This is a genomic window from Streptomyces sp. NPDC048441 (assembly GCF_043200235.1).
In the GTDB taxonomy this organism is placed as follows: domain Bacteria; phylum Actinomycetota; class Actinomycetes; order Streptomycetales; family Streptomycetaceae; genus Streptomyces.
The window spans coordinates 333,257-359,078 of sequence record NZ_JBICXM010000009.1 but is presented as its reverse complement, the minus strand read 5'-3'; the positions used below and the strand labels follow the sequence as shown (position 1 = coordinate 359,078).

Annotated in this window: 24 protein-coding genes and 1 pseudogene; 12 read left to right on the top strand and 13 right to left on the bottom strand. The window is 69.4% G+C overall.

What is annotated here, in order from left to right:
- From ACGFSB_RS24105 to glgB, 3 genes are all read left to right on the top strand, one after another.
- Nucleotides 1–162: alpha-glucosidase C-terminal domain-containing protein (locus ACGFSB_RS24105; protein WP_393402814.1), on the top strand; the 162-nt coding region annotated here is incomplete at its 5' end.
- On the top strand, nt 156–1,496 hold the full coding sequence (locus tag ACGFSB_RS24100) for a maltokinase (RefSeq protein ID WP_393402752.1): 1,341 nt from the start codon (nt 156–158) through the stop codon (nt 1,494–1,496). The genes ACGFSB_RS24105 and ACGFSB_RS24100, both read left to right, overlap by 7 nt.
- Nucleotides 1,496–3,730, top strand: coding sequence for a 1,4-alpha-glucan branching enzyme (gene glgB, locus ACGFSB_RS24095; RefSeq protein ID WP_393402750.1), 2,235 nt, complete (start codon nt 1,496–1,498; stop codon nt 3,728–3,730). The genes ACGFSB_RS24100 and glgB overlap by 1 nt, the downstream gene beginning before the upstream one ends.
- A gap of 25 nt (nt 3,731–3,755) precedes the next feature.
- Here the strand turns inward: glgB and ACGFSB_RS24090 are convergent, their stop codons facing one another.
- On the bottom strand, nt 3,756–5,129 hold the full coding sequence (locus ACGFSB_RS24090; protein ID WP_393402748.1) for an FAD-dependent oxidoreductase: 1,374 nt from the start codon (nt 5,127–5,129) through the stop codon (nt 3,756–3,758).
- A gap of 460 nt (nt 5,130–5,589) precedes the next feature.
- Here ACGFSB_RS24090 and ACGFSB_RS24085 point away from each other — a divergent pair, with 460 nt between their 5' ends.
- Genes ACGFSB_RS24085 through ACGFSB_RS24075 form a run of 3 tightly spaced genes read left to right on the top strand, consistent with a single transcriptional unit; the run spans nt 5,590 to nt 9,236 of the window.
- On the top strand, nt 5,590–7,002 hold the full coding sequence (locus ACGFSB_RS24085) for a family 2B encapsulin nanocompartment shell protein (RefSeq protein ID WP_393402746.1): 1,413 nt from the start codon (nt 5,590–5,592) through the stop codon (nt 7,000–7,002).
- 35 nt (nt 7,003–7,037) lie between these two features.
- The gene (locus tag ACGFSB_RS24080) at nt 7,038–8,312 is read left to right on the top strand and encodes a family 2 encapsulin nanocompartment cargo protein terpene cyclase (RefSeq protein ID WP_393402744.1); all 1,275 of its coding nucleotides are present in this window, start codon (nt 7,038–7,040) and stop codon (nt 8,310–8,312) included.
- Nucleotides 8,313–8,342: 30 nt separating this feature from the next.
- The gene (locus ACGFSB_RS24075; RefSeq protein WP_393402742.1) at nt 8,343–9,236 is read left to right on the top strand and encodes a geranyl diphosphate 2-C-methyltransferase; all 894 of its coding nucleotides are present in this window, start codon (nt 8,343–8,345) and stop codon (nt 9,234–9,236) included.
- Nucleotides 9,237–9,277: 41 nt separating this feature from the next.
- Here ACGFSB_RS24075 and ACGFSB_RS24070 read toward each other — a convergent pair whose 3' ends face one another.
- Nucleotides 9,278–11,323 carry a SpoIIE family protein phosphatase gene (locus ACGFSB_RS24070; RefSeq protein ID WP_393402739.1) on the bottom strand — a complete coding sequence of 682 codons (2,046 nt, stop codon included), beginning with the start codon at nt 11,321–11,323 and terminating at the stop codon, nt 9,278–9,280.
- A gap of 136 nt (nt 11,324–11,459) precedes the next feature.
- On the opposite strand from ACGFSB_RS24070, the gene ACGFSB_RS24065 reads away from it, so the two are divergent.
- Complete coding sequence (locus tag ACGFSB_RS24065) at nt 11,460–12,089, top strand: alpha-ketoglutarate-dependent dioxygenase AlkB (RefSeq protein WP_393402736.1); 630 nt, start codon at nt 11,460–11,462, stop codon at nt 12,087–12,089.
- Between the two features lie 108 nt (nt 12,090–12,197).
- Here the strand turns inward: ACGFSB_RS24065 and ACGFSB_RS24060 are convergent, their stop codons facing one another.
- Both ACGFSB_RS24060 and ACGFSB_RS24055 read right to left on the bottom strand, forming a co-directional pair.
- The gene (locus tag ACGFSB_RS24060) at nt 12,198–12,353 is read right to left on the bottom strand and encodes a DUF6131 family protein (protein ID WP_393402733.1); all 156 of its coding nucleotides are present in this window, start codon (nt 12,351–12,353) and stop codon (nt 12,198–12,200) included.
- A 226-nt stretch (nt 12,354–12,579) separates the two neighbouring features.
- Nucleotides 12,580–14,037, bottom strand: coding sequence for a catalase (locus tag ACGFSB_RS24055; RefSeq protein WP_393402730.1), 1,458 nt, complete (start codon nt 14,035–14,037; stop codon nt 12,580–12,582).
- Nucleotides 14,038–14,286: 249 nt separating this feature from the next.
- Here ACGFSB_RS24055 and ACGFSB_RS24050 point away from each other — a divergent pair.
- Nucleotides 14,287–15,211, top strand: a pseudogene (locus ACGFSB_RS24050) (phosphoketolase); the annotation flags it as partial.
- A 53-nt stretch (nt 15,212–15,264) separates the two neighbouring features.
- Here ACGFSB_RS24050 and ACGFSB_RS24045 read toward each other — a convergent pair.
- The gene (locus ACGFSB_RS24045) at nt 15,265–16,482 is read right to left on the bottom strand and encodes a 4-hydroxybenzoate 3-monooxygenase (protein ID WP_393402726.1); all 1,218 of its coding nucleotides are present in this window, start codon (nt 16,480–16,482) and stop codon (nt 15,265–15,267) included.
- Between the two features lie 147 nt (nt 16,483–16,629).
- Here ACGFSB_RS24045 and ACGFSB_RS24040 point away from each other — a divergent pair, with 147 nt between their 5' ends.
- Entirely contained in the window at nt 16,630–17,040 is a 411-nt protein-coding gene (locus tag ACGFSB_RS24040) for a hypothetical protein (RefSeq protein ID WP_393402724.1), read from the top strand.
- A gap of 83 nt (nt 17,041–17,123) precedes the next feature.
- Here ACGFSB_RS24040 and ACGFSB_RS24035 read toward each other — a convergent pair whose 3' ends face one another.
- The 3 genes from ACGFSB_RS24035 to ACGFSB_RS24025 all read right to left on the bottom strand — a co-directional run bounded on the left by ACGFSB_RS24035 (nt 17,124) and on the right by ACGFSB_RS24025 (nt 19,865).
- Nucleotides 17,124–17,834: a C39 family peptidase gene (locus ACGFSB_RS24035; protein ID WP_393402722.1), complete on the bottom strand. Its 711-nt coding sequence runs from the start codon at nt 17,832–17,834 to the stop codon at nt 17,124–17,126.
- A gap of 57 nt (nt 17,835–17,891) precedes the next feature.
- Entirely contained in the window at nt 17,892–18,506 is a 615-nt protein-coding gene (locus ACGFSB_RS24030) for a peptidoglycan-binding protein (RefSeq protein ID WP_393402811.1), read from the bottom strand.
- Between the two features lie 366 nt (nt 18,507–18,872).
- Complete coding sequence (locus tag ACGFSB_RS24025; RefSeq protein ID WP_393402720.1) at nt 18,873–19,865, bottom strand: ArsR/SmtB family transcription factor; 993 nt, start codon at nt 19,863–19,865, stop codon at nt 18,873–18,875.
- 273 nt (nt 19,866–20,138) lie between these two features.
- Between ACGFSB_RS24025 and ACGFSB_RS24020 the strand changes: the two genes are divergently transcribed.
- Nucleotides 20,139–20,894, top strand: coding sequence for a PP2C family protein-serine/threonine phosphatase (locus ACGFSB_RS24020; protein WP_393402717.1), 756 nt, complete (start codon nt 20,139–20,141; stop codon nt 20,892–20,894).
- A gap of 4 nt (nt 20,895–20,898) precedes the next feature.
- Here ACGFSB_RS24020 and ACGFSB_RS24015 read toward each other — a convergent pair whose 3' ends face one another.
- Nucleotides 20,899–21,804, bottom strand: coding sequence for an MBL fold metallo-hydrolase (locus ACGFSB_RS24015; RefSeq protein WP_393402714.1), 906 nt, complete (start codon nt 21,802–21,804; stop codon nt 20,899–20,901).
- A 153-nt stretch (nt 21,805–21,957) separates the two neighbouring features.
- Between ACGFSB_RS24015 and ACGFSB_RS24010 the strand changes: the two genes are divergently transcribed.
- Together ACGFSB_RS24010 and ACGFSB_RS24005 are read left to right on the top strand one after the other, a co-directional pair.
- Nucleotides 21,958–22,854 carry a LysR substrate-binding domain-containing protein gene (locus tag ACGFSB_RS24010; protein WP_393402712.1) on the top strand — a complete coding sequence of 299 codons (897 nt, stop codon included), beginning with the start codon at nt 21,958–21,960 and terminating at the stop codon, nt 22,852–22,854.
- A gap of 40 nt (nt 22,855–22,894) precedes the next feature.
- On the top strand, nt 22,895–23,515 hold the full coding sequence (locus ACGFSB_RS24005; protein WP_393402709.1) for an L-threonylcarbamoyladenylate synthase: 621 nt from the start codon (nt 22,895–22,897) through the stop codon (nt 23,513–23,515).
- Between the two features lie 21 nt (nt 23,516–23,536).
- Here ACGFSB_RS24005 and ACGFSB_RS24000 read toward each other — a convergent pair whose 3' ends face one another.
- Genes ACGFSB_RS24000 through ACGFSB_RS23985 form a run of 4 tightly spaced genes read right to left on the bottom strand, consistent with a single transcriptional unit; the run spans nt 23,537 to nt 25,810 of the window.
- On the bottom strand, nt 23,537–24,196 hold the full coding sequence (locus ACGFSB_RS24000; protein ID WP_393402707.1) for an alpha-ketoglutarate-dependent dioxygenase AlkB family protein: 660 nt from the start codon (nt 24,194–24,196) through the stop codon (nt 23,537–23,539).
- Nucleotides 24,193–24,765 (bottom strand): hypothetical protein, encoded by a 573-nt coding sequence (locus ACGFSB_RS23995; protein ID WP_393402704.1) that lies wholly within the window; start codon nt 24,763–24,765, stop codon nt 24,193–24,195. Before ACGFSB_RS23995 ends, ACGFSB_RS24000 begins: the two co-directional genes overlap by 4 nt.
- Nucleotides 24,762–25,079: an Ada metal-binding domain-containing protein gene (locus ACGFSB_RS23990; RefSeq protein ID WP_393402701.1), complete on the bottom strand. Its 318-nt coding sequence runs from the start codon at nt 25,077–25,079 to the stop codon at nt 24,762–24,764. The genes ACGFSB_RS23995 and ACGFSB_RS23990 overlap by 4 nt, the downstream gene beginning before the upstream one ends.
- Entirely contained in the window at nt 25,076–25,810 is a 735-nt protein-coding gene (locus ACGFSB_RS23985; RefSeq protein ID WP_393402699.1) for a 2OG-Fe(II) oxygenase, read from the bottom strand. Before ACGFSB_RS23985 ends, ACGFSB_RS23990 begins: the two co-directional genes overlap by 4 nt.
- Nucleotides 25,811–25,822 lie beyond the last annotated feature (12 nt).

Here is a 25,822-nt window from a genome sequence, read left to right as displayed (position 1 = left end):
CCCGTCGAACTCATCGGCGGAGTCCGCTTCCCCGCCATCGGCGAACTCCCCTACCTCCTCACCCTGGCCGGACACGGCTTCTACTGGTTCCGGCTGCACAAGGCACCCGCGCCGCCCGACGACCCCCGCCGTGCGCCTCTGATCGGACGTGCCACATGGTGAACACCGCCACACAGTCGCGCGGCAGCCTCAGCCCTCCGCCGCTGCTCACGTCGCTTGCCGGGGTGCTCGAGGAGTGGCTGCCCAAGCAGCGGTGGTTCGCGGGCAAAGGGCTCCCCATCACGGAGTTGTCCGTGATGTCGATGACCGAGTTGCACCCGGGCTGCCTGCACCTACTGATCCGTTCCCGGCACGCCGGGTCGCGCGACGGCTGTTACCAACTGCTCCTCGGCGTACGCGAGGACCTGCCGCCCCGCCTCCACCACGCCGTCATCGGCCGACCCCGCGTGGGCCCTCTCGCAGGACTCACCGTGTACGACGCCCTTCACGACCCCCGGTCGGCCGGGTTGCTCCTTGAACGCCTCCGGACCCCGGGCTCGGCAGGACCTCTGCGCTTCGAACGCGACCCGCGGACCGTGGTGCCCCCAGGGCTCACGCCCCGTGTCCTTGACGGCGAGCAGTCCAACACCTCGCTCGTGTACGGCGATTCCTTCATCCTGAAGATCTTCCGCCGCATCCATTACGGCATCAACCCGGACCTGGAGCTTCCATCGGCGCTGGCCCGCGAGGGCTGCGCCCGCGTGCCCGCTCCCGTGGCCTGGTTCTGGACCACCGAGCCGCGCAAGACGACACTCGGCGTGCTCCAGCCGTTCCTGCGCGACGCGACAGACGGCTGGACCCTGGCACTCCAATCCCTGGCGTCGGGCCAGGACTTCACCGATGAGTCGTACGAACTGGGGCGCGCCACCGCCGAAGTGCATCTGGCGCTGGCTCACGTCTTCGCGCCGGACCCTCCGGACCGGCACGGGGGCGGTCGGCTCGCCGCCGCGATGATCGCGCGCCTGGACACCACGGCTCGTCAGGTACCGGAACTTGTTCCGTACGTGTCTCGGCTGCGGGCGGCATACGAAGTCGTCGGTGCGCGCCTCCGGGGCCGACCCGACCAGCGCATCCATGGTGACCTGCACCTCGGCCAGGTTCTGCGGGCCGGGCACCAGTGGTTCGTCATCGACTTCGAGGGCGAGCCCGCCCGCCCGCTCGCCGAGCGGAAACACGCCCAGGCCCCCGTACGCGACATCGCGGGCATGCTCCGCTCCTTCGAGTACGCGGCCCACGCCAGGCGCCCTTGGCAGCCGCAGTGGGCACAGCGTTGCCGGGAGGCCTACTGCGCGGGCTACGCCGCCGAGGCTGCCTGGGACCCGCGGGAGCACGCCGGGCTCCTGCGGGCCTACGAGACGGACCGGGCGGTGTACGAAGCGTTGTACGAGGCCAGGCACCGCCCGGACTGGCTGCCCGTTCCCATGGCGTCGATCGCCCGCCTCGCGAAAGGCCACTGATGGTCACCGTCGATGTGTCCGCCGCCGATCCCCCGGCCACCCTTCGCGCGCCCCTCGACGCGGAGAGCCGAAGGCGCCTGCTGACCGGCACGCACCACGACCCGCACGCCCTGCTCGGCGCGCATCCCGTACCCGGTGGCGTGGCCTTCACGGTCCTGCGCCCGTACGCCCAGGCGGTCTCGGTCGTCGTCAACGGGCACACCACGGCACTGGCACTGGACGACGTGGGAGACGGTCTGTTCGCGGGAGTGCTGCCGCTCGCGTCGATCCCCGAGTACGAACTGCGCGTGACGTACGACGGCCGGGAGGTCTCGCTCCAGGACCCCTATCGTTTCCTGCCCGCTCTCGACGAACTCGATCTGCACCTGATCGGTGAGGGCCGGCACGAGGAACTGTGGAAGGCGCTGGGCGCGCATCCGATGACCCACCAAGGCGTCGTCGGTACCCGTTTCACGGTGTGGGCGCCCAACGCCAGGGGGGTGCGGGTGTGTGGGGACTTCTGCCGTTGGGACGGAGCCGCCTACCCGATGCGGTCCCTCGGCTCGGCCGGCGTATGGGAGCTGTTCATCCCCGGTGTCGGCGACGGGGACCTGTACAAGTTCGACATCACACGCTCCGACGGCACCCACACCGTGCGCGCCGATCCGCTGGCCCGCCGGGCGGAGGCACCGCCTGCGACCGCCTCGGTGGTCACGCGCTCGGCCCACGTATGGGCGGACGCGGCATGGATGGCAGGCCGGGCCGATCGCCCCGTATGCCAGTCCCCGCTCTCCGTGTACGAGGTTCATCTTCCTTCCTGGCGACCGGGATCGACCTACCGTCAGCTCGCTGAACAACTCACGGGCTACGTCACTGACATGGGGTTCACGCATGTGGAGTTCATGCCGGTGGCCGAGCATCCCTTCGGCGGGTCGTGGGGGTATCAGGTCACCGGGCTCTACGCGCCGACCGCCCGGCTGGGAACGCCGGACGACTTCCGGCACCTCGTCGACACGCTGCACCAGGCAGGCATCGGCGTGATCGTGGACTGGGTTCCTGCCCACTTCCCCAAGGACGACTGGGCGCTCGCGGCATTCGACGGGGAGCCGCTGTACGAGCCGGGGGACCCGCAGCGTGCCGAACACCCCGACTGGGGCACCCTCACGTTCGACTACGGCCGCAAGGAGGTCCGCAACTTCCTTGTCGCCAACGCCACTTACTGGTGCGAGGAATTCCACGTGGACGGGCTTCGGGTGGACGCGGTGGCCTCGATGCTCTACCTCGACTACTCCCGCGAGGAGGGCCGGTGGACGCCCAACGAACACGGCGGCCGGGAGAACCTGGACGCGGTGTCGTTCCTCCAGGAGATGAACGCGACGGTCTACCGCCGCTCCCCCGGCGTGGTCACCATCGCCGAGGAGTCGACAGCGTGGGACGGTGTCACGCGGGCCACCCATCACACCGGCCCCGGTGGCACCGGCGGCCTGGGTTTCGGCCTGAAATGGAACATGGGCTGGATGCACGATTCCCTGGAGTACATCCAGCACGAACCGGTGCACCGCCAGTACCACCACGCGGAGTTGACCTTCGCCATGATCTACGCGTACAGCGAGAACTACCTCCTGCCCATCTCGCACGACGAAGTCGTCCACGGCAAGGGCTCGTTGGTGTCCAAGATGCCGGGCGACTGGTGGCAGCAGCGTGCCAACCACCGCGCGTACCTGGCCTACATGTGGGCCCACCCCGGCAAGCAACTCCTCTTCATGGGCCAAGAGTTCGCCCAGGGCGCTGAGTGGTCGCAGGAGCACGGCCTGGACTGGGGGCTCCTTGACCCGTCGTATCCGGCGCGATCGGACCACAGCGGCGTGCAGCGGCTGGTACGCGACCTCAACCACCAGTACCGGACCGCCCCCGCACTGTGGGAGCAGGACACGGTCCCCGACGGGTTCGCCTGGGTCGAGGCGGACGCGGCCCAGGACAATGTGGTGGCGTTCCTGCGCTTCGCCGCCGACGGGACTCCGCTCCTGGCCGTGAGCAACTTCTCCCCCGTGATCCGCCACGACTACCCGCTCGGAGTGCCTGAGACAGCCGGTGCCTGGACGGAGACGCTCAATACCGACGCGGCCGAATACGGCGGCGGCGATGTACGCAACCCCGGCCCGCTGAAACCAGACCCCGAGGCCGCGGGAGCCTTTCCGGCCCGCCTGCTCGTGACTCTCCCCCCACTGGCCACGTTGTGGCTCCGCCCGGAGTGAGTCAGGTCGGCGACGACCCGCCGCGTCAGCTCGCGCGGCGCGTGAGCGCGCGGCGTACCACCTTCGCGAGCACGGCCGGATGGAAAAGCAGCGACGGCGGGGCGCTCATGTTCAGCACCCGTACGAACCGCGCCCATACGCCTGGGTCGCGTACCGCGAGCCCGAAGACCTGCTGGTTGTACCAGTGGGCGAAGCGTGCGGGCAGCGGTTGACCGGTGGGTTCCCACATGACGTCGGAGCTGGTGGCCAGGGTCCAGGGGACTCGGATGACACGGGCCGCCGCGTGCTGGTAGGCACGGCTGAGGCCGTCGAGTCCGGACGCCTCGGCCCGGCGGCGGCGCAGCAGGCGGCCGAGCGCCTCCGCTTCGAGCGCGGCGACCGTGAGCCCTTGTCCGTACACCGGGTTGAACACGCAGAGCGAGTCGCCGACCGCGATCAGGCGCTCGGGCCAGCGGGCGTTCTTGTGGTGCAGGCGCCACTCATTGCCGGGGTTGGTGTAGCGGTGGATCTGCCCCTGCCGGGTGCCGCGCTTCATCTGTTCGGCGAGGCGGGGGTTGCCGAGGGAGTGCGCGAAGTCGAGATAGCCCTCGTCGTCGGTGGGCGGCACATGCTGGTCGACGCCGAACAGCGAGCACATCCAACGATGGTGCTCCACGGCAAGCACCACTCCACCGCGCGGCACACCGGGTGCGAAGGCCATCTGGTACGCGACGTCGAAGTCCTGCCTGTCCTGCGGCGGGCGTTCGTAGCACGCGGAGGTGTAGGTGATCTTCGCTTTGATGACGGTCTTGGCGGACACCGGCAGACGCGCGTCGGCGAGCCACCGGTCGACGGACGTGGAGCGGCCCGAGGCGTCGATGACCAGGTCGGCGCTGACTTCGGCGGACTCGGCGGCGTCGTCGGTGCGGTAGCGGACCCGGTCCAGACGGCCGGGGGCGCTCGCCGTCACCGTCTCGCAGCGGGTGGCCGCGAGCAGTCGCACCGCCGGGAGCGCCAACACCCTGTGCCGCAGCCGCCGTTCGAGCTCGTCACGCGTGAAGCTCTGGACGGATACGCCGACCGGGGCGGTCGGCGCATAGCCGGTCGGCAGCAGGAAGCTGATCCGCTCCCCGTAGTCGAAGACGGGCGCGCCCAGTTCCGCGAGCTCCGCCCGCAGCCCCGGAAAGAGACCCTCCAGCGCGTCGCCGCCCCGGGCGAGCAGCGCGTGCGCGTGGTAGCCCTGCGGAACGCGCGGGTGCACGCCGGTGTCCGACCGCACCGGATCGTGCTCCAGGACGAGCACATCGGCGAAGTGATCGGCCAGGACCCGCGCGGTCACGAGCCCGGCGTACCCGCCACCGACGACGACGGCCCGCTCCCATCGGCCGCCGGGCGACGAACTGCGCTGATTCTTGGCCATGACCGGTCCCGTTCCTCGCAGCTCGACTGCCCACAACTCCACCGCGCCCGCGATTCACAAGACTGTCCGCAGCGGTGCTCAGCGCAGTGTCGCCCCAGCCGGGCACTGCCCGACCGGATCCAGTCGCGTTTCCGACGTTGTGCGGTGAGGTCGGTCGAGACGCATACCGACGGCGGCGACAGCGGGGCGGGCGCCCCGCACCGTAAAGACCGCTGCCCCAACTCACTGGAACGCGCCGCCGATCGGGGCTGAATCCCGCCGGTACCCGGGCAAACATCGCACGGGCACGATCATCGTATCGAGTTAATGTCGGCGACTTTCCTTGGTCCAGGAGGCGCTACGGACATTACTGTCCTCACTGGATCTGGACGGATTCCCCGTCGTATGGCCCTTTTCTATCGCCTTGCCCAATGACGACCGCATACGCGGACCGCTGACCTGACCAAGGAGAGCTCGCCCGATGACTGTTGACTCGAGCCCGGAAGCACGACTGGAGGTGCCCCGGCAGTCCAGCCTGGGCACGGCGGCCGCCCGCAATCTCGCCACCACGACCAAGTCCGCTCCGCAGATGCAGGAGATCACCTCCCGCTGGCTGCTGAGGATGCTCCCCTGGGTGGAGACCAAGGGCGGGGCCTACCGGGTGAACCGCCGCCTGAGCTACACCGTCGGCGACGGCACCGTGGAGTTCGTCCAGGACGGCGCCGACGTCCGGGTGATCCCGCGTGAGCTCGGTGAACTTGCCCTGCTGCGCGGCTTCGACGACGTGGAGGTGCTGACCGCCATCGCCGATCGGTGTGTCCAACGCGACTTCCGGGTCGGCGAGACGCTGGTCGAGCGCGGGACGCCCGCGGACCAGCTCCACCTGATCGCGCACGGCCGCATCAGCCAGACCACCGTCGGCAGTTACGGCGACGAGGTCGCCCTGGACGTACTCGCTGATGGCGACCGGTTCGGAGAGAACGCCCTGCTCGACGAGGACGCCCGGTGGGAGCAGACCGCCACCGCCGAGACGTCGGGCACCCTGCTGACCTTGTCACGCGCCGACTTCGAGGCCGTGCGGTCCGCGGCGCCGACTCTCCGGGAGCACGTCGAGGGGTTTGCGTCGCGTTCCCACCAGCGGCAGAACCATCGCGGTGAGGCGGAGATCGCGATGTCGGCCGGCCACACCGGCGAGCACGACCTGCCCGGCGCGTTCGTCGACTACGAACTCAAACCGCGCGAGTACGAACTCTCGGTCGCCCAGACCATTCTGCGGATCCACACGAGGGTCGCCGACCTCTACAACGGGCCGATGAACCAGACCGAGGAACAGCTCAGGCTCACCATCGAGGCGCTGCGCGAGCGCCAGGAGCACGAGCTGATCAACAACCGGGAGTTCGGCCTGCTCCACAACGCCGACTTCAAGCAGCGCATCCAGCCGCACTCAGGGCCGCCGACCCCGGACGACCTGGACGAACTGCTCTGTCGGCGCCGCGGTTCCAAGTTCTTCCTCGCGCACCCCAAGACGATCGCGGCGATCGGGCGTGAGTTCAACGCGCGCGGGCTCTATCCGGACCACGTCGACCTCGGCGGCCAGCAGGTCCCGGCCTGGCGCGGGGTGCCGATCCTGCCCTGCAACAAGATCCCCGTCACCCAGGAGAAGACCAGCTCGATCCTGGTCATGCGTACGGGCGAGGAGAACCAGGGTGTCATCGGTCTGCATCAGACCGGTCTGCCGGACGAGTACGAACCGGGTCTCTCGGTCCGGTTCATGGGCCTCGATGAGACGGCAATCATCTCCTACCTCGTCAGCACCTACTACTCCGCCGCGATCCTCGTGCCGGACGCCGTCGGGGTCCTCGAGAACGTGCAGATCGCCCGCTGGCCCAGGTAGCGGACCCGGCCGCCCACCACACCAAGGAGCCATGGATGCCCGCGCCCGAGCCGACGCTTCCGCGGTCGAGCCTGCCAGAGGCCGCTTCCTCCTTCGGGGCGCGCGTCCTCGCCGACGCCGCGGCCCGCGCCTGCGACATCAAGGCCGCGACCGGCGGCCCACCCGGCACACCTTCCTTGCCCGCCCCACCCGCCCCGGCACCCGGCCCCGACCTGGAACGCATCCTGCGTGGCCCCAGCGGCCTTGGCACGGCGGGACTGTGCCTGACCCCGCGGGAGGAGCTGCCGACGGCTTCGGAGACACCTTCGGAGCCGTCGGCAGCCACGGCGGAGGGCATGCCGATTCCGGGCCTCTACTACCACCCGGTGCCCGAGCCCGACCCGGCGCGGGTCGAGGAGGTCAGCCGGAGAATCAAGTCCTGGGCGTTGGACGAGGTCTCCCTCTACCCCGACGACTGGGAGGAGGAGTTCGACGGCTTCTCCGTGGGCCGCTACATGGTCGGCTGCCATCCGGACGCGCCCACCGTCGACCATCTGATGCTCGCCACCCGCCTGATGGTGGCCGAGAACGCGGTGGACGACTACTACTGCGAGGACCACGGGGGCTCGCCCATCGGCCTCGGTGAGCGTCTCCTCCTCGCACACACCGCCCTCGATCCCCTCTACACGACGAAGGAGTACCAGCCGCAGTGGGCGAAGTCGCTCCACGCGGACGCGCCCCGGCGCGCCTACCGCTCCGCCATGGAGTACTTCCTCCAGATGGGCAGCCCCGCCCAGGCCGACCGGTTCCGGCACGACATGGCACGGCTGCACCTGGGGTACCTCGCCGAAGCCGCGTGGGCACAGCAGGACCACGTACCCGAGGTGTGGGAGTACCTGGCGATGCGTCAGTTCAACAACTTCCGCCCCTGCCCCACCATCACCGACACCGTCGGCGGCTACGAACTGCCGGCGGACCTGCACGCCCAGGCCGCCATGCAGAAGGTCATCGCTCTCGCGGGGAACGCGACGACCATCGTGAACGACCTGTACTCGTACACCAAGGAACTCAAATCCCCCGGCCTGCACCTGAACCTGCCCGTCGTGATCGCCGAACGTGAGGGCCTCTCCGACCAGGCCGCCTATCTGAAGTCGGTCGAGGTCCACAACGACCTCATGCACGACTTCGAAACCCAGGCAGCGGCCCTGGCCGCCGCCTGCCCCGTCCCCAATGTGCTGCGCTTCCTGCGAGGCGTGGCCGCATGGGTCGACGGCAACCACCACTGGCACCAGACCAACACCTACCGCTACAGCCTGCCCGACTTCTGGTAAGAGACTTCCGGCAAGAGAATGGATTCGTCTGTGACCCACACCGAACTCACCGCCACCGCCCCCTCCAACGGCACTCCCCTGCGCATCCCCGGCCCGGCGACGCCTTACCAGGGGGACATCGCCCGCTACTGGGACGGGGAGGCAAGGCCCGTGAACCTGCGTCTCGGCGATGTCGACGGTCTGTACCACCACCACTACGGCATCGGGGACATCGACCGCTCCGCACTCGGCGACGCCGAGGACAGCGAGAGCGAGAAGAGGCTGATCTCCGAGCTCCACCGGCTGGAGTCGGCGCAGGCCGAATGCCTCCTGGGGCACCTCGGTGACATCGGTCGTGACGACACCCTGGTGGACGCGGGCTGCGGCCGGGGCGGCTCGATGGTGATGGCGCACCAGCGCTTCGGAGCCAAGGTCGAAGGAGTCACGCTGTCGGCCAAGCAGGCCGACTTCGCCAACGGGCGTGCCCGTGAACTCCGTATCCAGGACCGCGTCCGCGCCCGCGTCTGCAACATGCTCGACATGCCCTTCGCGACCGGGCAGGCCGCGGCTTCGTGGAACAACGAATCGACCATGTACGTCGACCTGCACGACCTCTTCGCCGAACACTCCCGCATCCTCGAGGTCGGTGGTCGCTATGTGACCATCACCGGCTGCTGGAACCCTCGGTACGGCCAGCCATCGAAGTGGGTCTCCCAGATCAACGCGCACTTCGAGTGCAACATCCACTCACGCCGGGAGTATCTGCGCGCCATGGCCGACAACCGCCTCGTGCCGCAGGCCGTCGTCGACCTCACTCCGGACACCCTGCCCTACTGGGAGTTGCGGGCCACGTCCTCGCTGGTCACGGGCATCGAGGAGGCCTTCATCAACTCCTACAGGGACGGGTCCTTCCAGTACCTGCTCATCGCAGCCGACCGCGTCTGACCGTCTGGCCGTCTGGCCTCGGAACGTCGAGGTCGGGCCCGTCACGCTTCCGGCGCGACGAATTCGCACCAGACGGCCTTGCCCTCGCCCCGGGGCTCGATGCCCCAGCGCGAGGCGACCGCCTCCACCAGGAGCAGTCCACGGCCGGAGATGGCGGTCTCGCCAGGGGACCGCTTGCGGGGGCGGGCGCTGGAACGGTCCTTCACCCAGAGGCGGACACGGCGTGGCGGTCCTGTGAGCACCTCGAGCGTGAGGATGGCGCCTCCATCGGTGTGGACCAGGGCGTTGACGAGGAGTTCGCCCGCCGCCACTTCGACGTCGTCGGCGACCGCGCCGAGACCCCATGCCGCGAGGTGTTCCCGCAGCGCCGCACGCGCGTCGGCGAGTCCTTCGGGGTCGGCCTGGTGGACGTACCGGTGGATGCGCGGCTCCTGGAGCGTCCCGGGGTCGGGGAGCCTGCGCAGGACCAGGAGCGCCACGTCGTCACTGGTGCCCCATCTCTCCCACAGCACGCGGGAGAGATGGTCCGCCAGGTCCTCGGCCCCTTCGGGTCCGGTGCGCAGCACCTCGGCGAGGTTCTGGATCCCGGTGTCGAGATCGAGGCTGGCGTCCTCCACGAGCCCGTCCGTGCACAGCACCAGGGTCTCGCCCGGCACGAGATCGAGCCGCACCTCGGGATAGTCCTCCATGCCGAAGTCGGTCGCCAGACCCAGCGGTAGCCCGCCACGGATCCGTGGCACGCCCACTCTGCCGTCCACATGCCGTACGAGAGGAGGGAGATGTCCGGCCCGCACGGCGCGCACGATGCCGGTGGTGGGGTCGAACTGGGAGTAGATGCAGGTGGCGAAACGCTCGGTGTCGAGCTCCGCCAGGAAACGGGAGGCGCGGGAGAGCACCGTCGCGGGCGGGTGCCCCTCGCCGGCGAAGGCGCGCAGGGCGATGCGCAGTTGCCCCATGATGGCCGCGGCGTGGGTGTCGTGTCCCTGTACGTCACCGACGACCACGCCGATGCGCCCACGGGGCAGGGTGATGACGTCGTAGAAGTCTCCCCCGACGTCACGACCGCCCCAGGCCGCGTGATAGCGCACGGCGACCTCGGAGTCCGGGACCTCGGGAATCCCCCGCGGCAACATCGTCGCCTGCAGACTCTTGGCGAGGTCCCGTTCCTCGTCGAACAGTATGGCGCGCTGCAGTGACTGGGCGACGATCCCGGAGAGACCGATGCAGAGGTTGCGGTCCGCGTCCGTGAAATCCTTCCGGCCGCGGTAGAAGAGCGCGAGTCCGCCGATGGCGCGGTCCTGCGCCACCAGAGGCAGGAATGCCGCCGAGTCCAGCTTCATGTGCTCGATATAGGGCTCCAGGTGGGTGAAGCGCCGAGCGAGATCGGGCAGCGAGCTCACGAAGCGGGCCCGCCGGGTCATGACGGCCTCGGCCAGCGGCAGCGATTCGTCGACCTTGTGCAGCTTGAGCTCGTCGAGAGCCTGCATCGTCTGGCCCACCAGGGCGATCAGTTTCAGGGTCTCCCCCTCGACCAGGCCGAGCACGAGGCCGTCGGCGGCGAACCGGTCGAGGCCGCTCGCGCCGGAGAGCACGGCCACCACGTCGTCGACTGTGACGGCCCGCGAGAGGGCCTCCGTGGTGCCCTGCACCATCCGGGCGATGCCCTGACGGCGGTCCTCCCTGGGGTCGATGGCCGCGAGTTCCGCCCCGTCGTTCGAGGCCGTCCGCATGACTCCGATGGCGCGCACGGCCCGGCCATCGGCGTCACGCAGGATGCGCCCACGGGCGTGACTGAGGTGCAGCGAGCCGTCGCGGTGCCGGACACGGAAGTAGACGCCGTAGAGGTCGATGCCCGTGGTGACCGCCTCGGTGACCGCGAAGCGGATGCGTACGGCCTCTTCCGGAGCCAGTCGCTCCTGGAGTGAGGTCGCCCGGCCATTGAACTCTCCGGGAAGCAGGTCGAGCACCGCGAGAGCACCGGCGTCGAGGCTGAGCCCGCCGTTCTCCAGGTCCCAGTCGAAGCCGCCCATGCCTGTCAGGAGGAGGCACTGTTCCAGATCGATGTGAGGCTTCTTGGCTGACATCATTTCCGTCTCCGGTACGCCGCTCGGCCACCATAAGCTCCACGCGCCCCCGGCGCGCGGCCATGACCCGCTCGGCTGCCAGAAGCTGGCCGCTATTCCAATTAGCTCACACGTTCGATTCTCGAGTTACACTGACCGCATGGCGACGCACCAGCTCCAGGGATCACTCTTCGACCAGAGCGACGACGTGCGCCTGGGCCCGCTGGATGGAATCCGCAGGACAGTCCTCGGCGACGGAGCGTGGGTGGACCTCCTGCCGGGCTGGCTCAGCGGCGCCGACCTTCTGTTCGAGCGGCTGGCCACGGACGTCCCGTGGAAGGCCGAACGCCGACAGATGTACGAGAGGGTCGTGGACGTGCCGCGCCTGCTCGCCTTCTACCGGGCCGGCGAACCACTCCCCCACGCCGTTCTCGACGAGGCCCGAGAATCCCTCTCCACGTACTACGCCGCCGAGCTCGGCGAAGCGTTCACGACGGCGGGCCTGTGCCACTACCGCGACGGGCGCGACAGCGTCGCCTGGCACGGCGACCGCATCGGCCGGGGCGCCCGCGAGGACACGATGGTCGCCATCCTCTCCGTCGGAGCACCCCGCGACCTGTTGCTCCGCCCGCGCCGCGGCGGCGAAGCCGTCCGGCACCCGCTCGGACACGGCGATCTGATCGTGATGGGCGGCTCCTGCCAGCGCACCTGGGAGCACGCCATCCCCAAGTCGACACGGGCCGCCGGAGGCCGCATCAGCGTCCAGTTCCGGCCGCACGGAGTGCAGTAAAGGCCGTGCGGGTGGCGGTGCGAATTGCAAGTAAAGGCGTTATGGAGGCCACGGTTGTCACGCTTCCGTTCCGTGCCGTTGCCTCATGGCGCACGGACCCGCGTGTACCTACCAATAATGCCTGCGCCCACCCACCGCATGGCCGACAGATCCGAAAATCCACAAGGCCGCACCGACGACGAGGAGCACGACGCCGACGGTCCAAAGGATGGATATACCGGCCAGCATACCGATGACGAGCAGGATGATTCCGAGTGCGATCATTGAGTCCTCCGACCCTCAGAATTGCTTTCCGATACGTGCGCTGAGAGCGCCTTCTTTCCCGGAGCATCGGGTATCCCCCGGAACGCGGTTCCACACACGGAAAACCAAAGCAATGTGCGATGGATACATCCGGACACACCAGTGACCCCCGCTCGAACCATGGCGGGGGTCACTGGCGTGTGTCCTGCTTCGCTGCCTGTGCTCAGGCCCTCAGGCCCTCAGCCGCTCAGGCCTTGGCGCGTACCCCCTGCTCGATGCGTTCACCGATCGACTTGTCGATGTTGGACCAGTACTCGAAGGCCCTGCGGAGTACGGGCTCGGTGACCTCGTTGAGGAGATGGCCGACGACGTTGTCCACGAGACGGTCGCGGGCCGCGTCATCTAGGACCTCTCGCACCATGGTGCCGGGCTGGCCCCAGTCGTCGTCCTCGGCGTGGGAGACGTAGGCGGCCCGCGTGATGTCCCCGTCGGCGTACCAGCTGGGCGGGCTGCCGTACCGCTCGGTGTCGGCCGCGGGGCCGCCCTTGGAGTTCGGGGCGTAGACGGGGTCGGTGGTCTTGCGGTACGCCATCGCCCCGTCCTTCGAGTACGTGTTCACCGGAACGACAGGAGCATTGACGGGCAGCTGCTGGTAGTTGCCTCCGATGCGGTGCCGGTGCGCATCCGAGTACGAGAACAGCCGGGCCAGCAGCATCCGGTCCGGGCTCGGCCCGATGCCGGGGACCAGGTTGTTCGGCTGGAAGGCCGCCTGCTCGATCTCGGCGTGGTTGTCGGTGGGGTTGCGGTCCAGCGTCATCCGGCCGACCTCGATCAGCGGGTAGTCGCTGTGCGGCCACACCTTGGTCAGGTCGAACGGGTTGAACCGGTACTCCGCGGCGTCCTCGTACGGCATGACCTGCACATGCAGGGTCCAGCTCGGGTACTCGCCGTCGCGGATGTGCTCGAAGAGGTCCCGCGTGTGGTAATCGGTGTCCACCGCGGCCATCTGGTCGGCCTCGTGCTGGGTGAAGTACTCGACGCCCTGGTCGGTCTTGAAGTGGTACTTCACCCAGAAGCGCTCGCCCTGCGCGTTGATCCACATGTAGGTGTGCGAGGTGTAACCGTTCATGTGGCGCCATGAGCGGGGGATGCCGCGGTCACCCATCAGCCAGGTGACCTGGTGGGCCGACTCGGGCGAGAGGGTCCAGAAGTCCCACTGCATGTCGTGGTCGCGCAGGTTGTTGTCCGCGCGGCGCTTCTGGGACCGGATGAAGTGCTGGAACTTCATCGGATCCTTGATGAAGAACACGGGGGTGTTGTTGCCCACCATGTCGTAGTTGCCCTCGCTGGTGTAGAACTTCACCGCGAAGCCGCGCGGGTCACGCCAGGTGTCCGGGCTGCCGCGCTCGCCCGCGACGGTGGAGAACCGGGTGACGAGGTCGGTCCTGGTACCTGGCTGGAAAACAGCGGCCTTGGTGTAAGCGCTGACGTCAGCCGTCACTTCGAAGTGCCCGAAGGCGCCGCTGCCCTTGGCATGGGGCTGCCGTTCGGGGATCCGCTCCCGGTTGAACTGCGCCATCTGTTCGATCAGATAGGCGTCCTGCAGCAGGATCGGTCCACCCGGGCCGACAGTGAGCGAGTGTTCGTCGCTCTCCACCGGGGCGCCGGAATCGGTGGTGGTGTATTCGCGTGAAGTGTCAGTCATCGGTCTGTCCTCCGTCATGTGCTGTGAGGTGCAACGCTGGTCGAGCCAGTTAGGGGAAACGGAATCGCGCCGGTGCGGGTAACCCAGTCCGAATGGTGTCAAACCTGGACCAGGGGCGCTCTTCGTGTCGTGGGCGGGTAGGGCCATGCGGCGGTGCGCGGCACGTGCATGTGGGATCCGAGTAGGCCAGGCTGGACGACGACCGCTCGTGCCTGATGACGCCCCACCGATCCGGTTCTGGAGCATCCGATGACAACGGCCGACCGAGGCGCCCCCGCACTGCCCGACGACGAGCTGCGCGACCTGGACGCCCACTGGCGCGCGGCGAACTTCCTGACCGCGGGACAGATCTACCTCATGTCCAACGCACTCCTGAGCGAGCCCCTGCGCGCGGAGCACATCAAGCCCCGGCTGCTCGGGCACTGGGGCACCTCACCCGGGCTGAACCTCGTCCACACGCACCTGAACCGCGTGATCAGGCAACGGGATCTGGACGCGCTGTGCGTGTGGGGCCCCGGACACGGCGGACCCGCCGTCCTCGCCAACGCCTGGCTCGAGGGCAGTTACAGCGAGATCTACCCGGATGTCACCCGCGACGAGACGGGGATGACCCGCCTGTTCAAGCAGTTCTCCTTCCCCGGCGGCGTGCCGAGCCACGTGGCGCCGCAGGTTCCCGGCTCCATCCACGAAGGCGGCGAACTCGGCGACCGTGCTCGCCCGTATGCCGCACGATGAGCTCGACGCCCTGATGCGCGGCTACGGCCACGTCCCGTTGTACGTCGAAGGAGACGATCCGGCGCAGGTGCACCAGGATCTGGCCCGCGCCCTGGACGATGCACTCGACCTCATCACCGACCATCAGCGGGCGGCGCGGACCGGCGAAGCCGTCACGCCCGTGCGCTGGCCCATGATCGTGCTGCGCACCCCCAAGGGCTGGACCGGACCAGGTGAGGTGGACGGCCTTCCGGTGGAGAACACGTGGCGCGCCCATCAGGTCCCGTTGCCCGAGGTCCGCGAGAATCCCGAGCACCTCGCACAGTTGGAGAGCTGGCTGCGCTCGTACCGGCCCGAGGAGCTCTTCGACGGCGAAGGGCGCCCCAGCGAGCAGGTTCTGGCCTGCGTACCCGAGGGGGCGAAGCGCCTGGGGTCCACCTCGTACGCCAATGGCGGGCTACCGATCTTCAGGAGATCGTGGACTGGCAGTGGACGGGCTGAACCCCCGGATGCTCATTTTCCGATGTAGAGCTCGGCGAACGCGCCCGCCGCGGCCGGTGAGTTGAGGATCCTGTTCAGGCGGGCGCCCCCGGTGCCCGCTTTGAAGGGGTCTCCGGACGACGTCCCGTGCAGCAGTTCCGAGAGCCACTGCGAGAACTCCTGGTACTGCCACACCCGCGGCAGGCAGGACGCCGAATAGCCGGTCAGACCGCTGTCGTCCCCCTCGGCGCAGTAGGCGGCGAGCGCGTCGCCGAGCAACAGCGCGCCGTGCAGCGCCAGGTTCATGCCCTTCGCGGCGATCGGAGCGGCGAGGTGAGCGGCGTCGCCCGCGAGGTAGACGCGGCCGTAGGACATGGGCTCCACCACGTAGTTGTGCATGTCGAGCACGCGCTTCTCGATCAGTCGCCCCTCGGTGAGCGGTGGCGCCCCCGCCACCGAAAGGCGGGCTTGGAGCTCGGACCACACGCGCTCGTGCGGCCAGTTCTCGTGGTCGTCGCCGGGCGGGCACTCGAGGTAGTAGCGGGTGACCTGGGGGCTGCGGGCCATATGGGCCGCGAAGCCGCGCGGATGGATACCGAAGACGACACAGTGCGAGGACGGCGGTGCCTCGGCGAGCAGCGCAAGCCAGCCGATGCCATAGTCATGACGGGCGACGGTGACGTGCTCCTCGGCCGCCAGGCAGGCGCGCGTCACACCGCGTGCGCCGTCACAGCCCGCGATGGCGTCACAGTCGATGCGTATGCGCTCGCCCGTCTCCGGGTCGGTGTACGACACCGAGGGGCGGTCCGTGTCGATGCCGTGCAGTTCCACATCGCGTACGCCGAAACGGATGTCGCCGCCCGCGCGGTCGGCGTAGGCACGCACCAGGTCGGTGACCAACAAGGGCTGGGGATAGACGAAGTGACGGTTCCCGGACAGCTCGCCGTACGGGAACCGGTGGCGTTCGCCCGCGTACCGGAACTCGCATTCGCTGTGAGTCTGCGCGTGCGCGAGCAGCCGGTCGGCGAGCCCCCGCCGTTCCAGGGCACGCACCGCCCACTCCTCGATAAAGCCCGCGCGGGGCCGCTGTTCGATGAATTCTCTGGTCTCCGTCTCGAGCACCACGCAGTCGACGGAGGCGGCACGCAGGATGTTGGCGACGGTGAGCCCCGCGGGGCCGGCGCCCACGACGACGACGCGGGCACGCCGCTTTTCGGACGGGGAGAACTCTGAGGGTGCGGCGAGGGTCATCCGGAGATTATGGCGGCGGCAGGCGAGGCGAGAGGGCCCCCTCCCGACCGACGGCTGTGCCGGGCGGGCGGCGTCCCCCGAGTGTGGTGCGAGAATCGTCCGGGGCGTCGGCGGCCCGGACAGACCGCCGGTGGGGAGGATTCGACAGTGGTGAAGTGGCAGTACATCGCCAAGGGCGCGAGGGTCGTTCCCGAACCCGTGGCCACCCCCTTCATCTGGACGGGGGCGTGCTCCGGTGCGTTCGTGATGGTGACGGTTCTCGATCTGCTCGGTGCCCTCGACCGCACCGAGCTCGCGCTCACGGCCCTCTCCGTGCTGGCCGCGCTCCTCGGCGTGCGGGGCCGTTTCGCCGCGGCACCGGGCACCGCCCTGTTGTGCTGGATGCTCCTGAACGTCTTCGCCACACATCCCACCGGGGAAATCTCCTGGGCGGGGCACCGCGATCCTGAGTGGATGGCCTGCCTGCTGGCCGCGGCCCTCATCGGCACGACGGCCGGCCGCGTCGTTCATGCGCGCGCCGCGTACCGCCGCATCAGTACATACGACGGTACGGGCTGATCCCGGCTGGGTCTTGGCCAAGGATCTGCGCTGTGAGTGGCGCACGCACGTGTCGTGCGGCGCCACCCACGGCTGTGGCTCGCTCAGGCCGCGTACCCCTTCGGCGGGATCAGGGTGGCGAGCTGGTCGAAGGAGAGCCAGTAGATCTGGTTGCCGCTGAAGGACGCGGGGTCGGCGATGAGAACCGTGCGGTTCGCGTCGTCGTACCCGATGACCGTGAAGTAGTGGTAGATCGTCTGGTCCGACGGATAGCCGGGCGGCTGATTGCCGGGCGGGGCGACGATGTTGGCCACCAGCGGGTAGTTGTTGTCGATGTCCCCGACGATGTCGTTCCACAGCAGGTCCTTCTGGGCCTGGGTCGGCGGGTCGTTCGGCATCTCCTTGGTCTCGTACCAGCCGGTGCCGAGGTTGGCGTTGAGCACTCCGGTCACCTGGCTGATGTGATCGGTGCCTGCCTCCGTGGTGCCGAGCTGCGCGGCCAGGGCGCCCTGGCTCGGCGCGGCGACGCGTGCGGAAAGGGCGATGCGGGTGGCGGCGGGTCCGCACCAGTAGCCGGTCTCCTGGACCTGGTAGTCGACGGGGAGGGTGTGGGCGCTCGCGGTGTGTGCGCCGCCGACGCTCAGGCGGGTTCCCGGCTCGTTCTGTCCGCTGACGACCGCGGTCCCGGCCTTCGAGCCGTGGCCGAGCACCGACACGCTCTGGGGGTACGGGGGTTGTGCGTGCGCGGCGGCAGGGGTGACGAGCGCGCCGGCCGCGGCTACGGCGATCGCCGCGGAGACAAGTCTCTTACGCATACGGGCTCCTGGTGTGTCTGTGTATGCCTGTGTGTTGGGGGGCTGGAGGCGTCGATGTCAGGGAATCGGCGGGACCGAGGGGCCTTCCGTGGCGAGCAGGTCGCGGGCGAACTGCTCCCACTGGGCGTAGCGGTCGGGGTAGGCCGAGACCTGGACGGCCTGGCAGACCTCCCCGGGAGGCATCGTCTGCCAGCCAGCGATCTGGATCAGGCCCGGATTGCTGCCGAAGGGGGCCACTCCGTAGAAGGACTTGGACGAGGTGGCGACATCGGTGATCTGCTCGGGCGTGCCCCAGCCGGTGCTCGGCCGCTGCTGGAAGATCCCGAGTGAGTCGTGGTCCACCGGCGTCAGGTAGTTGACGAACTTCGACTCCTGCATGGCTGTCATGAGTGCGATGACCTGGCCCTGTTCGGGAATCTGGGCGCCCTTGCCGACACCGATGACGGTGCGCGCATTGGCGAGTTCCTCGGGTCCGAGGTCTGCCGCGGTGCGGAAGGTCCGGTGCAGTTCGGCATCGGATGCGTGCTGCAGGGCTCTGGCGGTCGAGCCGTCGACCGAGCCGGTCCTGGGCAGCCCGTGACGTTCCTGGAACCACGCCAAGCCGTGTCCGGAGGCCGCCGCCGCGGCTGTACGGGGCGCGGCGGCCTGGGCCACCGAGGGCGCGGCGAACAGGGTACCCGCGGCGACACCGGCGGCGACGAGTGAGGCGGCTACCGCCGCGGGACGGGTGAGGGTGCGAGTGCGAGTGCGTGTGCGTGTGCGTGTGCGTGTGCGTGTGCGTGTGCGTGTGGTGAGGGTGCGAGTAGTGCGCAACGCCACTCCTTCATAGGATTCGTCGATGCGTCCCTCGCTCCGTGCGCGGTGATTCTCGCGTGGACGACGCGTCAACAGCACGCGCGATGTGGGGTGTTGGGACGCAACGCGGTGGGGGGATGCGTGTGCAACAGCCCGGTCAGCTTCCTTGCGTGTTCATGCCAGACGCAACCGATGAAAGCCCAGACTTACGACCCGCCGCCCGGTCCATCCCGCCTATCCCGTCTATCCCGCGGTGTCGCGCTCACAACTGCGCAGCAGGGCACGCCCTTCCGCGGTCGCCACATGGAGCGACCGTCCTGCCGTGCGGACCGTGGTCACCAGGCCCGCGGCCCGCAACACCTTCACGTGCTGGCTTATGGCCGGGTGGGTGACCGCGAGGAGGCGGGCGAGTTCGACCGTCGACGAGCCGGTGCGGACCGCCTTGAGGACCGCGGCTCGGGTGTGTCCGACGAGCGGCCCCAGAGTGTCGTCGGCGGGGCGGTCGATGGGCGCGGGGCGCGTCCAGTCCATCGCGTGGTCGATGGGGTACACCAGAACAGGGGGCAGTTCACCGTCGGCGAGCGTGATGGGCGTGGGCCAGCAGAAGAACGAGGGCTGCAGGGTGAGCCCACGGCCGTCGAGACTCAGGTGGTGATCCACGGGATAGTCGACCTCCAACACCGGGGGACACCAACGCAGTTGAGGCCCGAGACCGGCCAGCAATCCATCGGTGCCACCATCGAGGAGGCTGCGCAGACGACTGATGCGGTCGGCGTCGATATGGGCGTGGATACGCTGCCAGAAGGGCGCGAGCGCCTCCAGGTGGTACGTGTGGAGCGCTTGCCCCAGCTGCCGGAGAGCGTCGCCGTCGCCGCCCGCCAACGACTCCGTCCAGCCCGGAAGCCGACGCGACGCGGCCACCCGCGTCAGGTCCGTACGCAGGCGGGGAGGGGGCGTGCGCACGAGGGCGTCGACGGCCGCCCGGAGCGTCTCGCCGCCCCCGGAGGTGGGCGTGAGGAAGTCCGGAGAGGAACCGTGGGGCGGCAGGAGGGGCGACAGGAGCCGGCAGCTGCCCGAAAGGCGCGGCCTCGCCCAGCGCCGCCACTCGCCGAACACCCTTGCCCCGTCACGGCGTTGGAGAGTCTGCACACTGTTGCTGATCTCCCACAGGAAGTCGGGCCCCGATGCGACCCGCACCCGCGCCAGATCCTCGGCCGTGAAGTGCACCCGCAACATGGCAAGCCCCTCCCCCGTGCGCTCCGCCCGCCCGACTCATGCCTGCCGCACCTCTGCGCCGCAGGACACAAGGCGATCGCCGTGAGGCGGTTGCTGTCAAGGCACCCTCGAGTTTTGCTCTGAAGCAGCGAGGGTGAGGGATGCGCGGGCTGCTCTGGCTCAGGACTTCGCGGGTGCGGGGATGGGCAGGGCGCCACGCTGAGCCGGAAACGGCTCCCGGCGTGACAATGGGGGTGCGGGATATGCCTGCCGTTCCGGAGAGGCGGGACACAGATGCCGTACATCACGGTCACTGCCCTGAGTCACCCAGGGCTCATGCGCGATCACAACGAGGACAGTCTGGCCATCGGCCCCTGGACGCTGTGCGGCACCCTGACCGAGAACCCGCAGACACTGGGGTTCCCGCTCGGCAACCCGCTCGTCGTCGCGGTCGCGGACGGCATAGGCGGCCAGCCGGGCGGCGAGGTGGCCAGCGGCATCGTCGTACGGCACCTGGCGTCGGTCGGGCCCGTGCTGGACAGCGAGCAGGCCGTCAGCGACGCCCTTGATGACTGCAATCACGCCGTGTACGCGGCTGCCGAACGTGATCCGGAGCTGACCACCATGGGGACGACGGTCGCCGGTGTCGTCGTCCTCGCGAAGGAGCTGCTGGTGTTCAACGTCGGTGACAGCAGAGTGCTCGACGTGAGCCGGAGCAGCACAGGCGCGACCTTCCGGCAGGTGAGCGTCGACGACAGCCCGCCGCCGCAGCCGGGCCGACGCACCACGTCGATCGTCACGCAGGCACTCGGCGGCGCGTCACGCTTCAGCGCGATCACGCCGCACGTCAGCATGGATCCGCTGGTCGCGGGGGGACGCTACTTGGTGTGCTCGGACGGCCTGACCGATCCCGTGCCCGAGGACACCCTCGACGAACTGCTGCGGGCCCACGACGGTGGCCGGGCGGTCTTCGAGCTGTGGAAGTCCGCCATCGACGCCGGAGGACCCGACAACATCACGCTCGCGCTGATCACCGTCGCCGACGACTGACCGCTCACGGCTCACGGCTCACAGAGTGTTCGGAGCACAGGCAGCCGACACCCTTCTCGATCCACTCCCGGCCGACCCACTCCGGGTGCCGCTCGATCATCAGCGCCGACACCTCGTCGACGACCGTCTGCTCGCTGACCGCCGTATCGCGGCGGACCCACGTCTCGTCCCGCAGGAGCTGAAGGTAGTCGCGGACGTCCGCGAGGAGCTGCGGGCCGCCGACCTCCCCATGGCCGGGTACGACAACACGAGGGGACTCGGCGGCCAGGCGCCGCATGACGGCGAGCCAGCGGGTTCCCGAGACGTCGGTGTCGTGCGGCGGGAACCACGGGAAGATGGAGAACTGCCCGGCCTCCACGAGGTCCCCGGTGAACAGGACGTCCGCGTCCGGAACCTCGGCCACCTGGTCGCCCCTGCTGTGGGCACGGCCGGTGGCCCGCAACCGCACCACCCGGCCGCCCAGGTCCAGGTCGTACGACTGGTCGTAGACGACGTCGGGCCGCACAAGCTCCACGCCTTCGAGCCCGCGTTCGGCGGCCTCGCCGAGCCCCCGGAACATCTCGAGATAGCCCGGCCCTTTGCGCTTCAAGTCCTCGGCCTGGTCCCGGTTGACGAGGTATGTCGCCTCGCCGGTGAAGGCCTGGGCGCCGAACGCGTGCTCAGGGTGGAAATGGGTCGTCGTCAGATACAGCTCGCGCCCTTTGGCGTACTCGGCAGCGAACTCCAGCACTATCTCGGCATTACGAGGCCCCAGACCGGTCTCGACGACCAGCACGGAATCCCGGCCGCCGATGATCCCGATGTTCGGCACGAGCTGCACCCGCCGGTCGGGGACGACCAGCACATCGGGGGCCAGCTCCTCGGCGCCCGCGACGTGCACGACGGGCTCCCGCATCACATGGTCGGCCATGACAACTCCTCAGTGCTGGTGGACACAGTGCTCGTGGACCCACAGTGCTCGTGGACCCACAGTGCTCGTGGACCCTCAGTCCATCGCGGGGCTCGTCGAGGCGTCCAACACCGATCCCGCAGGCCCGATACCGTGCGGGTATCGTGACTGATCATGGAGTTACGGACGCTGCGCTATTTCGTAGCCGTCGCCGAGGAGCTGCACTTCGGCAGGGCCGCCGAGCGGTTGCGCATGACGCAGCCGCCGCTGAGCCGGGCCATCAAGCAGCTGGAGACCGAGCTCGGCGGTGAACTGCTGCGCCGCTCGCCCACGGGCGTGAGTCTCACCCCTGCCGGGGCCTCGCTCTACGACGAGGCGCGCACCCTCCTCGCGCAGGCCGACCAGGCGCGGGTGCGCGTGGCGGCCGCGGCGGGCACGGCCACCCTGACCGTCGGCACCCTCGCCGACAGCGCCGAGCAGGTCGGGAACCGGCTCGCCGCCGCGTATCGGGAACAGCACCCCGGCGTACGGGTCCGCATCCGCGAGGCCGACCTGACCGACCCGACGACCGGGCTGCGGGCAGGGCTCGTCGATGTGGCCCTGACGCGGGCACCGTTCGACGACACCGGCATCACCACCCGCGTGCTGCGCTCGGATCCGGTCGGCGTGGTCCTGCGCGCCGACGACCCGCTCGCCGGCCGGGAGAGCCTGTGCAGGGGCGACCTCGCGGACCGCCTGTGGTTCCGGTTCCCCGACGGCACGGATCCGTTGTGGCGGGCCTTCTGGACGGGCCCCGCGGACCCTGGCCTGCGGCGTGACGGTCCCGTCATCCGCACCGCACAAGAATGCCGCCAGTCCGTGCTGTGGGACGGCACCGTCGGGCTGACGCCGCTCTCCCACAACCTTCCCGAGGGCCTGACAGCGGTCCCGATGAGCGACATGCCGCCGAGCCACCTCGTCATCGCCTGGAACAGCGCCGACACCACTCCGCTCATCCGGTCGTTCGTACGCATCGCCACCGCCGTCGCCGTCGGTCGCACCGTCCGCGACGAGCCGGACCGCGCCCGCTGAGAACCCGGGGGCTGCTGGTGCGATCACGTACGCTCGGCGGATGGCGAAGTATTTTGACGTGCACCCCGAGAACCCCCAGCAGCGCATCATCAACACCGTGGCCGACAGCATCCGCTCCGGTGCGCTGGTCGCGTATCCGACGGACTCCTGTTTCGCGCTCGGCTGCCAGCTGGGCAACCGCGACGGCCTCGACCGGATCCGGAAGATCCGGAACCTCGACGATCGCCACCACTTCACCCTGGTGTGCGAGAACTTCGCGCAGCTGGGTCAGTTCGTGCACGTCGACAACGACGTGTTCCGTGCGATCAAGGCGGCCACGCCCGGCAGCTACACCTTCATCCTGCCCGCGACGAAGGAAGTGCCGCGCCAGCTGCTCCACCCGAAGAAGAAGACCGTCGGGGTCCGGATTCCCGACCATGTCGTCACCCAGGCCCTGCTCACCGAGCTCGGCGAGCCGTTGCTCTCCAGCACTCTGCTCCTGCCCGACGAGGAGGAGCCGCTGACGCAGGGCTGGGAGATCAAGGAGCGGCTCGACCACGTGGTGGACGCGGTGGTCGACTCGGGCGACTGCGGCACGAGCCCGACCACGGTCATCGACTTCTCGGGCGGCGAGGCCGAGATCGTACGCCGGGGAGCGGGCGACACCTCACGCTTCGAGTAGCCGCGCGACGTGGGCGCTTGGTCAGCCGGTGAGGCCGGTGACCCGCATCGTGATGTTCAGGCGCCCCGCCGCGAGGCCTGTGGCGGGGTCCCCGGTGCCCTCGTGGACCTTGGGCACGCCGTGGAAGACGTAGCGCGAGGGTCCGCCGAAGACGAAGAGGTCGCCGGAGGCCAGTTCGACGTCCGTGTAGGGCTTGGTGCGGGTCTCGGTGTTGCCCACGCGGAATACGCAGGTGTCGCCGATGGAGAGGGAGACCACCGGGGCCGAGGACCGCTCGTCCTTGTCCTGGTGCATTCCCATCCTGGCCTGCCCGTCATAGAAGTTGATCAGTGCCGTGTCCGGGGTGTAGCCCGCTGCGGCGGGTCCGTCCCCGTACGCCGCCGAGAGCGCGCGGCGGCCCAACTCGACCATCCACTGCGGGAATTCGGCGACCCGGCGGCCGTTCACGTCACCGGCGGTGCGGGTGTACTTGTAGGGCTGCCAGTGCCAGCCGACACACACCGTCCGCACGGACATGACCCCGCCGCGCGGCAGCTCCGTGTGGCGGATCGGCACCGGCCCTGTGGCCCAGCCGCGGCACGCTGTGACGAGTTCGCGCTGCTGGTCGAGGGCGAGCCACTCCGGCACGTGGACCGCTCCGGGTGCGATCTCCGTGGTGGGGCGGGGGATCAGCGCGCTCACGGGGTCACACCGGCGGGCAGCTGGGTGGTGACGGTGGTGACCCAGCCGTGGCGTACGTCCCAGGTGGCGCCGTCGGCGGTGGCGCCGCGCAGGCCGTGCAGGACGCCCTCGCCCGCGAGTGCGGGCAGCCGGGAGTCCTGGAGGGAGGCGAAGGCGTAGGTGCGGGCCGGGTCCCAGTCGGTGGAGTGGCGCAGGCGGCGGGCCAGTTGGGTGAAGCCGAGCGGCGCCGCTGCCATGATCCAGGCGTCCGGGAGCTCGGCGGTGAGACGGTTCGCGGGGCGCAGCCAGGAGGCGGCCGTCTCTGGCCAGGTCACCGTGGTGAGGACCTGGCCACCGCGGGCCGTCCACGCGGCGGAGAAGGCCTCGGCGGCGGCGCGGGACGCCGTGTCGCGGCTGTGGCCGATGGTGACGGTCTCGATCCGCGCCTTCGGGAGCGTCAACAGGCCGAGAAGGGCGATGAGTTCGGCGTGGGTGTGCGGGGCGGGGGCGGGCAGGTCCGCGTAGGCGGCCAGCTCGGCGGAGCCGATGAGGGGCGAGCGGGAGGACTCCCGCTCCTTCAGGATGCTCATGGTGTCGCGCTACTTTCTGGGTGTGCCTTCCACCGAGCGTACTGAGCGGGCAGACAGACCGCGCAGGGGCGGTATCCGGCAGCGACCGCGGTCGCCTCGTCGGCGAAGAACACCCGGTGGGTGACGTAGTGGCCGCGGGCTATGGCCCGCAGCGCGGAGGGGCAGTCGAGGCGGCCGTACAGGCGCCCGCGGCTGTGTCCGCCCAGGGTGCCGGGCGTACTGCTCGGGAACGGCGATCCGTCCGGGCCGCGCAGCGCGTACGTACGCGGGGTGTACGTACACGGGTCGGGCGGACCCGGCGGGGCGGTGTTCACGCGGCGTCGTGGAAGACCAGGCCGAGTGTGCGCCGCCGTCCGGAGCGGACGGTGCTCACGCCGTGCCGCATCGGGCCGGTCGACCAGCCGCGCTTGGAGGCAACAGGACGGTCGCGGGTCGTGAAGATCAGGCCGTGGCCCCGCGGCAGCGTCGTGGACGATCCGCGCGACTGGGCGCGGGGGCGCTGCTCGGTCATGATGAATTCGCCACCGGTGAAGTCGGTGCCGGGAGCGTCGAGACCGATGACGACCTGGAGCGGGAAGAGCATGTCTCCGAAGACGTCGCGGTGCAGAGCGTTCCAGTCGCCGGGACCGTAACGCAGCAGGATCTGCGCGGACTTGGCCTGCCCAGCCGCATGGCACATCTCCACCCAATCCCCCAGGGTGTCGGGCCAGGGCGCGGGCTTCCCGAGCTTCGCGGCCCAGTCGCGGGCCACAGGGAGCAGTCGAGGGTAGAACGCCTCGCGCAACTCCCGTACAACTTCTGGGAGTTCATGGGTGAAGTAGCGGTACTGTCCGGAGCCGAAGCGGTAGCGGGCCATGTCGATGGTCGTGCGGAAGCGGTCGGTCTCGTCGTACAGGGCGGCGAGGGCACGGCACTCACCGGGGGCGAGGAGCTGACCCGTGAGGGCGTGACCGTGCTCGTCGAGCTCGGCGATCAACGCGTCCCAGTCCCCGGCGGCGACACGTTCACCGATGTCGGCGCCCGCCCGGTGCGTGGTGGCAGTCATGGGAAGTGTTCC